At 39.6% G+C, this 12,027-nt stretch carries 12 protein-coding genes; 1 reads left to right on the top strand and 11 read right to left on the bottom strand.

Annotated elements, in window-relative coordinates:
• Window positions 1-139 precede the first annotated feature (139 nt).
• From hemB to PSM_RS14840, 11 genes are all read right to left on the bottom strand, one after another.
• Window positions 140-1,147: a porphobilinogen synthase gene (gene hemB / locus PSM_RS14890; RefSeq protein ID WP_008108557.1), complete on the bottom strand. Its 1,008-nt coding sequence runs from the start codon at window positions 1,145-1,147 to the stop codon at window positions 140-142.
• 13 nt (window positions 1,148-1,160) lie between these two features.
• On the bottom strand, window positions 1,161-3,020 hold the full coding sequence (locus tag PSM_RS14885; RefSeq protein WP_013466205.1) for a sensor domain-containing diguanylate cyclase: 1,860 nt from the start codon (window positions 3,018-3,020) through the stop codon (window positions 1,161-1,163).
• Window positions 3,020-3,805, bottom strand: a complete 786-nt coding sequence (locus PSM_RS14880) for a TatD family hydrolase (RefSeq protein WP_013466204.1) — start codon at window positions 3,803-3,805, stop codon at window positions 3,020-3,022. Before PSM_RS14880 ends, PSM_RS14885 begins: the two co-directional genes overlap by 1 nt.
• On the bottom strand, window positions 3,805-4,314 hold the full coding sequence (locus tag PSM_RS14875; protein WP_013466203.1) for a hypothetical protein: 510 nt from the start codon (window positions 4,312-4,314) through the stop codon (window positions 3,805-3,807). The genes PSM_RS14880 and PSM_RS14875 overlap by 1 nt, the downstream gene beginning before the upstream one ends.
• 1 nt (window position 4,315) lies before the next feature.
• On the bottom strand, window positions 4,316-5,056 hold the full coding sequence (gene tatC, locus PSM_RS14870; protein ID WP_013466202.1) for a twin-arginine translocase subunit TatC: 741 nt from the start codon (window positions 5,054-5,056) through the stop codon (window positions 4,316-4,318).
• Window positions 5,057-5,105: 49 nt separating this feature from the next.
• Complete coding sequence (gene tatB / locus PSM_RS14865; RefSeq protein WP_013466201.1) at window positions 5,106-5,438, bottom strand: Sec-independent protein translocase protein TatB; 333 nt, start codon at window positions 5,436-5,438, stop codon at window positions 5,106-5,108.
• Window positions 5,439-5,443: 5 nt separating this feature from the next.
• On the bottom strand, window positions 5,444-5,704 hold the full coding sequence (gene tatA / locus PSM_RS14860; RefSeq protein WP_013466200.1) for a Sec-independent protein translocase subunit TatA: 261 nt from the start codon (window positions 5,702-5,704) through the stop codon (window positions 5,444-5,446).
• 79 nt (window positions 5,705-5,783) lie between these two features.
• Window positions 5,784-7,385 (bottom strand): ubiquinone biosynthesis regulatory protein kinase UbiB, encoded by a 1,602-nt coding sequence (gene ubiB / locus PSM_RS14855; RefSeq protein WP_013466199.1) that lies wholly within the window; start codon window positions 7,383-7,385, stop codon window positions 5,784-5,786.
• A 17-nt stretch (window positions 7,386-7,402) separates the two neighbouring features.
• Window positions 7,403-8,062 (bottom strand): ubiquinone biosynthesis accessory factor UbiJ, encoded by a 660-nt coding sequence (locus PSM_RS14850; RefSeq protein WP_013466198.1) that lies wholly within the window; start codon window positions 8,060-8,062, stop codon window positions 7,403-7,405.
• 12 nt (window positions 8,063-8,074) lie between these two features.
• Window positions 8,075-8,830 carry a bifunctional demethylmenaquinone methyltransferase/2-methoxy-6-polyprenyl-1,4-benzoquinol methylase UbiE gene (ubiE, locus tag PSM_RS14845; RefSeq protein ID WP_008108541.1) on the bottom strand — a complete coding sequence of 252 codons (756 nt, stop codon included), beginning with the start codon at window positions 8,828-8,830 and terminating at the stop codon, window positions 8,075-8,077.
• A gap of 108 nt (window positions 8,831-8,938) precedes the next feature.
• Window positions 8,939-9,898 carry a GGDEF domain-containing protein gene (locus PSM_RS14840; protein ID WP_013466197.1) on the bottom strand — a complete coding sequence of 320 codons (960 nt, stop codon included), beginning with the start codon at window positions 9,896-9,898 and terminating at the stop codon, window positions 8,939-8,941.
• A gap of 342 nt (window positions 9,899-10,240) precedes the next feature.
• Between PSM_RS14840 and PSM_RS14835 the strand changes: the two genes are divergently transcribed.
• A complete protein-coding gene (locus PSM_RS14835; RefSeq protein WP_013466196.1) occupies window positions 10,241-12,019 on the top strand; it encodes a DUF885 domain-containing protein in 1,779 nt (592 codons plus the stop codon).
• The last annotated feature ends 8 nt before the right edge of the window (window positions 12,020-12,027 follow it).

Raw genomic sequence — 12,027 nt, 5'->3', positions numbered from 1 at the left:
TAGTTTTAGGTAAGACAGAGCCTGTGTAGTGTGATTACTATCTATAAAAATAGGGGGTAACGCTGCATAAATGCCAACTATGTGTTGTTCTTAAACATAAAAAAGGGCAATAAAGCCCTTTTATATCAATATGCTTTTATTACTTATTTAAATAGCGGGCTGCCTGCTTTGCAAAGTAAGTCAGAATGCCATCAGCACCTGCACGTTTAAATGCTAATAAAGATTCCATAATAGTGGCTTCCTCACTCAGCCAGCCGTTATCAATAGCGGCTTTATGCATCGCGTACTCACCACTTACCTGATAAGCAAATGTTGGTACACCAAATTCATCTTTAACGCGGCGTACAATGTCTAAATAAGGCATACCTGGCTTAACCATTACCATATCGGCGCCTTCTTGCAAATCAAGAGCCACTTCGCGAATAGCTTCATCAGAGTTGGCAGGATCCATTTGGTAAGTTTTTTTATCAGCGCCTTTTAAGTTTCCTGCTGAACCGACAGCATCTCTAAATGGGCCATAGTAGCTTGATGCATACTTTGCTGAATAGGCCATAATGCGAGTGTGAATAAAGCCATCGGCTTCAAGGGCTTCACGAATTGCACCAATACGCCCGTCCATCATGTCTGATGGGGCAACAACATCAGCACCTGCATGTGCGTGTGATAGCGCCTGCTTAACTAAAATTTCGGTAGTGACGTCATTAATTACATAACCTGCATCATCAATAATGCCGTCTTGACCATGCACAGTAAATGGGTCAAGTGCAACATCGGTGATCACGCCAAGCTCTGGAAAGGTTTCTTTTAATGCGCGTACAGTTCTTTGTGCTAAGCCATCATCGTTATACGCTTCTTCAGCGAGTAGAGACTTTTTATCTGCAGGGGTAACAGGGAAAATAGCAAGCGCAGGGACGCCTAAATCAACTAATTCTTTAGCTTCTTCTAGCAGTAAATCAATTGATAAACGTTCAATGCCGGGCATCGATTCAATGCTTTCACGACGGTTTTTACCTTCAAGCACAAAAACAGGATAAATAAGATCATTAACACTCAGCTGGTTTTCAGCCATAAGGCGACGAGAGAAATCATTACGGCGCATTCTACGCATGCGAGTATATGGGAAAAGGTCTAGTCCAGATTGGGCCATAAGTTATACGCTCCTACTGTGAGATTGGAAAATTAACCACTTGATTGCGGCCATGTTGTTTTGCTAGATAGAGTGCCTTATCGGCACACTCAGTAAATGTTTCAGGGTTATGAACATCATCGGCAATATGAGTATAAACACCGGCACTAATGGTGTATTTAATCGTAGTACCTGCAACACTGACAGTGTTTTTTTCTATTGCGCAGCGTATTTGCTCGGCAATAGCTAACGCACCTTGATTATTAGTATTGGGTAGCAGGACGACAAATTCTTCACCACCATAACGCGCCACTTCATCAAGAGGACGTTTTAATTGTTGTTTAATAACATCACAGACTGCTCGAATTACCTGATCGCCGGTTAAGTGGCCATACGTATCGTTGATTGCTTTAAACTTATCTATATCAAGCATAATGATGCTCAAGGGTGTTTGCTCACGGCGTGAACGGCGAATTTCCATGATTATTTTTTTATCAAAAAAGCGTCTATTTTTTACCCCTGTTAGAGCATCTTCCATATTGAGTTGTTCAAGCTCACGGTTTTTATCTTCAAGTTCCCTAAGTGTGACTTGTAACTCAAAGGTGCGCTCATCAACTTGGTTTTCAAGTTCATGACGAGTGCGCTCTTGTAATTCAATCCGCTCATTTAAGAGCGCGTCTTGCGCTGCACTTTTTGCAATCAATGCCTGTTGTGTTGTGACTTGCTCATCGCGTTGTAATATAAATAATTTTATGACGGTGTAGCTTAAACAAAATGAGCAGCTTAATGAGGCTGCGAAGGTGAGTATTAAGCTGGATCTAGTGACGGTATACAGGCCTGTTAACGCAACGGAAAAATGAATGACTACAATTAAAAAGAACCCGAGTGCCATTAATAGAGATTTATTGGGGCTCGTGGGGTTTTTTCGTAGATAAAATAATGTTGTGACAACATGATAACTTAAAATGACAGGAATGCTTAAAATAGAAAACAAAGCCACGCTTGGAGTAGGCAGCAACCCTATAAGTACAATAACCAATGCATATAAGGTGGTAATTATTGTTTGCCCTTTAACTAAGTTGGATTTAATGGGTATGCAAACATGGCGCTGTAAAGGAAGAAACAATACCGTGATCAGCATTAGCAAAATAGGCAGCATTAACTGCTGTAAGGCTGCTATGCTTGGAGGGGCATAACGAAACCCAAATCCGCCTAAATATGCTAAAAATAGGCTAAGCATCAGTGTAATCACACCGGCATAGGCAAAATAATGTTTACGTGAAAAAGCAAATAAAACCAAGCTACTGATAGCCAAAGAAAAAATAAATCCAATCAGTAATCCATAGTGCAAGTTAAGCATACTTTTATGGGCTAATAATTCATCTTGTTGCCATAAGGTGAGGGGGACGCGAAGCCCGATTCCCGCATTATTATTAACGTTAAGATAAACGGTGGTTTCGCTGTTAGCGGGAAGTGTTAATTTAACCAGCAAAGACTCACTTTTAATCGCTCTATTAGATAAAGGAAGAGCATCACCAAGATGTTCCGATTTTAGTTGCTTCTCACCCATAAAGTGGTACAGGTATACATTGTTTAGAAGTGGGTTATCTAACGATAAAATTGGCTCTGTTGGCTTATTAAGATAATTATTTAGTTGAAATTGAATCCACACAGGGCGAGTTTCAAGACCTAAATTAAGCGGTTTGTTATTAAGTAACTGCCATTGTTGTAAGTTGCTTTGTTGTGCATCTTCTAATGAATTTGGGGTAAATGAATAATGAATAGACTCTATTTTTTTTGAACTAAATTCGCTATTTATATCGATTGCACTTGCAGGGAAACAGGATGTAAAAAACACCATGATGAATGCCAGCAAGGTGCTAAAGATGCGCATTATTTTTTCTCTAATCCAAATAAGCGATTAAAGTTTTCACGAGTATGCTTTGCCACTTCAGATGCCGGAATGCCATAAAGCTGAGCAAGCGTGTCACACACATAATGCAGCAGTGCTGGCTCGTTTCGTCTTGATTTTGGCTTTGGTTTAACTGTACGAGGAATTAAAAAAGGCGAATCGGTTTCTATTAATAAACGTTCAATAGGAATACTCGGTATAAGTTGTTGTAACTCCTCGCCACGTCTTTCGTCACATACCCAGCCGGTAATACCAATATAAAGTCCTAAGTTTAAGTAACCTGAGAGTGCTTGTGCATTACCTGTAAAGCAGTGCAGTACACCGCGAACAGTAAATTCTTTTAAAATAGTGAGCATATCCTCACTGGCATCACGTTCATGCAAATAAACAGGCAAGTTGAGTTTTTCAGCTAATGCGAGCTGACGACGCAAAACAGCACGTTGTATATCTCTAGGGGAAAAGTCGCGATTGTAATCTAGTCCGCATTCACCTATGGCAATAACCTGCTCATTTTGAGCGAGCTGAGTAAGTTGTTGCTCAAGCTCAGGGGTTGCTGTTTTAGCGTCATGAGGGTGAATACCAGCGGTAGCATATTGATTATAGTGCGCAGCAAGTGCTAATGATTCTTCACTGGAGCTGATATCACAGCCAATAATCAGCATTTGGTTTACGCCCGCATCTTTTGCTCTGGCGAGCACCTCTTGATGCTGACCATCAAATTGATGATTAGTTAAATTTACGCCAGCATCAATTAACGTGTATTGCATTACTGAGTACGTTTTACACGAATTGAACGGTTTTGATCTGCTTTTTTGAGTAAAAAAGAGTTGAATACGCCACGGCTAATAATAACAGTATCGCCTTCGTCTAATCTTAAGCTATCTGAACCAATTTGACGCCATTGCTGGTTATTTTCTAAGGTAATGATTAGCTCACCATAAGGTGCTTTTTTAACAGATGAAATCATTGACGTAATAGACTCTTCACCATTTTCCGCAATTTCTTTATGCTCTAAACCAAACTCTTTTGCTTTAATGGCCACAGGCGCTGTTGCAGCGGGAGTTTCAGCTTTTACATTTGTTTGTGCCGATTTGCTTAGCTGGCTTTGTGCTGGTTGTGTTAATGACTTTCCGGCAATGGTGTTGTCGTAGCAGAGTAAACGATTAAAGTCGTTTTCAATAAAACTACAGGCTTGCAAAGCTTGCTCATTAATAGGAGTAGCGGCTACAACCGGTACGCTGACTAAAGCGAGTAAAGAAAGTAAATACTTGTTCATATTATTCCTTAGATTCTTGTTGTGGTTTTGCGGTATAAAATTTAGCTAAAATTAAACCAAGCTCAAATAAAAGCAGCATAGGTAGTGCCAATAGGGTTTGTGAAAGCACATCAGGAGGCGTTAAAAACATTGCCACTACAAATACGCCAACCACTATATAGGGACGCTTTTCTTTTAGACTTTGTGTGGTTGTTGCACCGCTCCAGCAGAGCAACATAATTGCAACTGGGATTTCAAATGCGATCCCAAAAGCAAAAAACAGCTTGAGCACAAAGCCTAAATAACTACTTATATCGGGCGCAAGCGTCATCATTTGCGGCCCTACACTGGTGAAAAACCCTAAAATTATAGGTAGCACCACAAAGTAACAAAAAGCAATGCCACTATAAAATAAGATAATACTGGAAGCCAATATGGGCATCAGCATTTTCTTTTCATGTTGATATAAACCCGGGGCTATAAACCCCCAAATTTGATGCAAAATCCAAGGAATGGCAGCAAATAAAGCAACAAACAACGTCAGCTTAAAAGGGGCAAAAAACGGTGCAGTAACATCCGTTGCAATCATAGTGGCTGTACTAGGTAAATGAGCAACTAACGGAGCAGCTACAAAGGTATAAATATCGTTTGCAAAGTAAATTAAGCCAATAAAAATCACTAAAATACTTAATAACGATTTAATTAGCCGGTCACGTAATTCAATTAAATGAGCGACAAACCCTGATTTTACTTCCTCAGTCATTGTGTTTTATACCGTGTATTAAGTGCATGAAAAAAAGAGAGTGCTATGTTCACTTTGAGTCATCTGTTTGTTGGCTATTTGATGCTGGCGTTTGACTTTTTTTATAGCTATGGGTGACTGATTGCGCCGCTTGTTGTAGCTCAGAAACAGAGTTTTGTAGGTCAGGACTTAAATCTTTAAGACCTTGTTGCTCTGCTTTTTTTAGATTTTCGTGTAGTTCATGCACACGAAGCTCCTCGCTCACCTCCGCTTTTACGGAATTGGCCATTGCTTTTGCTGTTTTAACCCAACGGCTCACAGTTCTAATAGCGACAGGTAAGCGCTCAGGACCAAGCACCACCAAACCGACAATAAATACAACAACAAGCTCCCACATTCCCATGCTGGTTAAACCTTGTCGTTGTCTTTAGTTTTGCTAGTTGTACTTGAATCGATAGGTGTTGATTCTGCTGATTTTTCAATGTGTTCTGTTTTATTTTCGCTGGCTTGTTTTTCAGCGCTTTGTTCATCCGACATCGCTTTTTTAAAACCTTTAACTGCGCCGCCTAAATCACCACCGATACCGCGTAGCTTTTTGGTACCAAATAAAAGTACAATGATTGCAAGTACAATTAATAGCTGCCAAATACTAATACCACCAAACCCCATGGTTTTCTCCTGCTTTTAAAGCCGTTAATATTAAGATTAAATGCTGATTATACGCCCACAGCGGTAAATAGCACTTAGTTTATGCGCGGCGCCAAGCCGCTATAAAGCCAACTACAGCACAGCCTAAGACAACGCCAGCGGCCATTAAGTTATGTTGTAAATAAAATAATGCTGAAACAATCATCGCTGCACTACTAAAAAGTCCTAAAACCAAGGGTTTATGTGAAACCGTTGATGTTGGAGGTTGTGCGTGCGGTGCTCGTTTTAAATTTTGATAAATTAAATCAGGCAACTCAGGCATTTTTTCTGCCCAAAACGGTAAGTTTGCATACATTTGCTTTAGTACAGAAAGCGGGCCAACCTGTTGTTTTACCCAGTCTTCTAAAAACGGTTTTGCGGTTTTCCACAAATCTAGTTGTGGATAAAGCTGGCGACCTAAGCCTTCAACATACAACAAGGTTTTTTGTAATAATACGAGTTGTGGTTGAACCTGCATATTAAAACGACGTGCAGTATTAAATAAATTAACCAGTACATGGCCAAATGATATTTCAGCAAGTGGTTTATTAAAAATGGGCTCGCAAACGGTACGAATGGCAAATTCAAACTCTTCAATGCTGGTATCGGGCGGCACCCATCCTGAATCAACATGTAGCTGAGCTACTTGGCGGTAGTCACGATTAAAAAAGGCAATAAAGTTTTCAGCTAAATAACGTTTATCTTCTTTGTTAAGTGTTCCCACAATGCCGCAATCTATGCCAATATATTTAGGATTGTGCGGGTTTTCGCGCGACACAAAAATATTGCCAGGGTGCATATCTGCATGAAAAAAACTATCGCGGAATACTTGGGTAAAAAACACTTCCACTCCGCGCTCAGCTAGTAATTTCATATTGGTATTTTGTGCCATCAGTGCTTCAGTATCTGACACCGGAATTCCGTAAATTCGCTCCATAACCAGCACATTATTGCGGCTGTAGTCACTGTATACTGTTGGAATATATAGCGATTCTGAGTCTTCAAAATTACGCTTTAATTGAATGCCGTTAGCACCCTCACGCATTAAGTCTAGTTCATCGAGTAATGTTTTTTTATACTCTTTAACCACTTCTACAGGGCGTAAGCGTTTCGCTTCATTAATTAACTTACCAACAACTTTAGCTAATTTTTCCATTAAGGCTAAATCGGCATTAATTTGCTGCTCAATGTTAGGGCGAATAACTTTAATAACAACATCTTGCGATTCGCCCTGCGCGTCAACGAGGGTGGCAGTATGCACTTGAGCAATTGAGGCCGATGCCAAGGGGGTTTGTGAAAACTCGCTAAATAGCTGGCTAATATCATCTATTTCTAATGCTTTTTCGATGATCTTTTGCGCTAATTCACCTTCAAAAGGTTCTACCTGATCTTGTAAAAATGCTAACTCTAGCGCGATATCGTGGGGTAACAAGTCACGACGGGTTGAGAGCATTTGGCCAAATTTTATCCACACCGGGCCAAGTTGTTGCAGCGCTAAACGAAGTCTTAAGCCCGGGGGTTTATTTTTGTGTTGGTTGCGCAACCAAAACAAACTTCCTCGTGCAAGTTTAGCAAACCAAGGTACTTTGTGTTTTGGAATAAGCTCATCGAGTCCGTAGCTAAGCAGGGTTTTAGTTATGTAATACAGTCGGGCAGTTGACACAAAAAATCCTTAGCGCGTTAAAGTGCTTTAATTAGGGCGTTAATGCGTTGCTCAATGGCAGCAACTTGGCTTTTTAGTGCTCTATTTTGTTGTTTAAATTGCGCAAGCTCTAATGGGTGAATTGTAATTGCCAATTCATCTTGGAACAGGCTGATCAAGGTGCTATCGAGCTGTGATTTTGCTTTTTTACCTTGCTGCTTAAACGACTGAAAGTGCAAATAAAGTTGTTGTGCAGGTGCATCCCCAACATACTTTGCTAGTTGCTCTGGCCAATCAATGTCTAAACTTGAAAAGGCGGAACTATAATTTTGAGCTATGTTTAAATCCCCTTGCAAATCAAGTTTGTCTTGACGTATAAGCTGGGTAAGCATGGCTGGATTTTTAAGAGCTAACAAGGTGTTTATATTGGCACTGATCATACAGTCAGCGTCAGCATGTGCTAATGCAGTGTAAAGATGTAGCTGCTGATTGGCATAAGTAATGGCTATTTTTTGCTGCCAATCTCTAACTTCAACTAATAAACGCTGATGTTCTACCGCTTTTAGCTTATCGACTAAGCTCGGGTCGAGTTTAAGCGCTTGATTTAATACTTGTTCAATAAGCGAAAGCACAAAGCTCGGTAGCATAAAAAAACTGCTTTCAGCCGATTGTTCTTTATTGTTTTCTTCAAGCGCCATAAATTACTAACCTTAGTATTTAAACCCACGGTGAAGTGCAACAATGCCGCCTGTAAGGTTTTGATAAGTTGCTTGTTCAAATCCTGCTTCGACCATCATCGCTTTTAGCGTTTCTTGATCTGGATGCATACGAATTGACTCAGCTAAATATTGGTATGATTCACTGTCGTTAGCAACCAACTTACCCATAGTAGGTAAAATGTTGAAAGAGTAAAAATCATATGCTTTGCTCAACAATTCTTGCTCTGGTTTTGAAAACTCAAGAATGAGTAAACGACCACCTGGCTTTAAAATACGATACATAGAGCGCAGCGCTTTATTTTGATCCGTCACATTACGTAAACCAAAAGCAATCGTAATTAAATCAAAGCTATTATCAGGGAAAGGCAAGGCTTCGGCATTCATTTGTACGTAATCAATGTTGCCTACAAGGCCTAAGTTATGCAGCTTTTCGCGGCCTACTTTTAACATTGAAGAGTTTATATCACCTAAAACAACCTGACCGGTTTCGCCAACAAGCTGGCTAAACTTTGCAGTTAAATCGCCAGTACCACCGGCTAAATCTAATACATGATGACCTTTACGAATACCTGAGCTGGCAATTGTTTGACGTTTCCATAAACGATGAATACCAAAAGACATGAGATCATTCATAACATCGTACTTTGTCGCAACAGAATGAAATACATCAGCAACCATAGAAGCTTTTTCGGTTTCGGCAACAGTTTTATAGCCAAAATGCGTGGTCTTTTCAGGGTTCTCGTTCATGATTAATCTCTATCGTGGTAATAAAGACTAGTGTACTTGATTGTGCACCAAGGGTGCAATTTGAATATGATTTATCAGTTAATTTTATTGTTTGAACAGTGTACTGGGTTATTGAGAAGAGCGTGACTTAAAAGCGGCGTTTGAGGCACTTTTAACTAGCTGGTTAAAGTCGCCTTGTTGTTGCTCAGTGATCCCTAGTGAGAGAGAAATGGGGGGTAGTTTTAGATCGCTTTTTGAACTAATAAAACGTAGCTTTTCAACTCCGCTTATCACTTTTTGTGCAATAAGGTTAGCGGTTTCGGGCTCTATGTTAGCAAGTAAAACGATGAATTGATCTTTTGCAGAGCGCCCAGCTAAGCCACTTTGCGAAACATATTTTTGCACTTGCTTAGCCACTTTATTTAAAATCACTTCGCCAATGGCATCGCCAAAATTATTAATAAAATGCTCTAAATTATCAATTTGAATTGCAATAGCTGAGATTGATTTGTCTTGTTTTAACCATAACTGTGTTTGTTTGGTTAAATAATGGCGTTTATATAAGCCAGTTTGTGGGTCAATCACATGTTGTTTGCGTAAGGTATTAAGTTGTTTTTTAGTTGCTTCGTGTAGTTTTTTGGCCTGACTTAGTTGGTGTTTAAATTGTGCTTGTTGCGTTAATAAAAGCTGAGTTTGTTCATTAAGCCTTTCTAAAGCAATACGGCTGTTGGCAATATTATTTTCATCTAGAGAGTGCATACAGTCATTAACATGACCTGCAAAGTCATTTAGCTTTTTTTCGGTCTGTTGAGCATTTTGCGATAGTGAATTGATCACGCCATTGACGTTTTCAATTATTGCTACTTCGGTTTTATGCCCTTGATTTAAATATTCAAAATAGAGTTGTTCAATAAACAGCTCATCAATATTTTGATGGGCATCTATGGCATCATCAATGGCATTATTAAGCGCAAAATGGATTTTACTAATGTATGTATACACAACTTGAAAATTTAAGGGGGTAGGAGGCAAAACATGATGCTCTAAAAACATACATACTTTTGTCATTTTTTCTTGTGCTAAAGCCATGGAATCATGGAACATCATTTGCAATTACCAACCAAATACGCATAAATGCTGATTTATAAAACTCGTCCAATGAGGCAATTTGCTTCCAAGCAACGATACAATAATCATTATATCCGTTATTTAAAAGTAAAATGAGTCGGAGTTGGCTAAAATAGCACTATAATTTCAATAACCGTTGTTTTTCTGAGCAATTACTCTAAGTTATTTATAGTTTTGTATTAACTTAAGTTAATACAATGTCTCACGGGCGTATATTTTGCGCAGTTGGTCGTATATCTATTTGCTATTTATCTAGGCTACGATAGGTTTATCACATCTGTAATATTACTAAGATCACTCACTATGAATTTATCTCTTTCAAAACAAATGCGTCTTTCCTTATTAAGTGTCACTTTAGTGTGCTCACTAAGCGCGTGTCAGCTCACCGCAATTAATGCGGATCAACAATTTACGCAAGCGGCTGAAAATATCGTACAGCATCGCCAAAATGTTAGCCCGTATAGTAACCCCGAAGGAGTTGATGGCTACTTATTACCTAATTTGTCAGCTGAATTTTTAGCGCAGCAATATCAAAAAAACACCCAGTTATTAGCAGATTTAGATGCCATAGATGTAAGTAAGCTCAGTGATGAAAACCAAATTAACTACAGTATTATTCGAGCGCAAGTGCAAAATAGTGTTGATGAATATGTATTTAATACGCACTACATGCCTTTAACGTCAGAATATGGATTCCATTCAAGCCTATCGTTTATTGTTAATAGCTCTGATTATAAAACCGCACAAGATTATCAACACTATTTAAAGCGATTACAGCAAGTTCCGCGCTTTTTTGAGCAAAATATGGCATGGATGCGCAAAGGATTAGAGGTTGGTTTAACTCAACCCAAAGCGGTGTTAATTGGTTATCAAGACTCGATTACTGCTTACATTGTTGATGACGTCACACAATCTGAATTTTATAAGCCATTTTTAAACAATACCGCGGGTTTAAGTGATAGTGAATTTGCAGATTTGCAACAACAAGCTAAAGCAATTATCAGTAGCCAAGTTATTAATGCCTACAAAGACTACTTAACTTTTTTTAATAACGAATACTTACCAGGCGCACGTAGTGATATTGGTATTTCGTCAACACCAAATGGTGAGGCCTTTTATGCAAATCGTGCTAAATATTACACCACCACACAAATGACCCCAAAAGAAATACATGAGCTGGGTTTAGCGGAGGTTGCGCGCATTCGTAGTGAAATGGAAGCGGTTATTAAAGAAGTAGGTTTTAAAGGCACGTTTGCAGAATTTATCCACTTTTTACGAACAGATCCGCAGTTTTACGCCACAACGCCTGAGCAATTATTAAAAGAGGCCGCGTATATTGCCAAAAAAATGGATGCGCAGTTGCCTAAATTATTTCATACCTTACCGCGCAAACCTTATGGCGTAGCGCCGGTGCCTGCCAATATTGCTCCTAAGTACACTACTGGGCGCTATTCGGGTTCGAGCCGTGATGATCAAGCCGGCTTTTATTGGGTGAATACCTACGCTTTAGATAAACGACCACTCTACGCTTTAGAAGCATTAACTTTGCACGAAGCTGTTCCGGGTCATCATTTACAAATATCACTCAATGCAGAACTTGAAAGCTTACCTAGCTATCGCCGTGATGCGTATTTATCAGCGTTTGGTGAGGGCTGGGGACTGTATTCAGAGTACTTAGGTGTTGAAGCGGGTTTTTATCAAGACCCGTACAGCAACTTTGGTCGTTTAACCTACGAAATGTGGCGTGCTGCACGTTTAGTGGTTGATACGGGTATGCACATGTACGGCTGGAGTCGTGAGCGTGCAATGAATTTTATGGCCGATAATACGGCGCTTTCATTACACAATGTAAAAACAGAAACCGATCGTTATATTTCATGGCCTGCACAAGCGTTGTCATACAAAATTGGTGAGTTAACAATTAAACGTCTGCGTGCAGAGGCCGAGCAAGCATTAGGTCAGCAGTTTGATATTCGTGAGTTTCATCATCAAATATTACGCCATGGTTCAGTGCCTTTGTCGGTGCTTGAGCAGCAAATACGTTTGTATATACAAGCAGAATTAGCAAAAACAGATAGCTAAAAGCGCAT

Origin of the sequence: Pseudoalteromonas sp. SM9913, from assembly GCF_000184065.1 — a bacterium.
GTDB lineage: Bacteria > Pseudomonadota > Gammaproteobacteria > Enterobacterales > Alteromonadaceae > Pseudoalteromonas > Pseudoalteromonas tetraodonis.
This window is presented reverse-complemented; position numbering and strand designations above follow the sequence as displayed.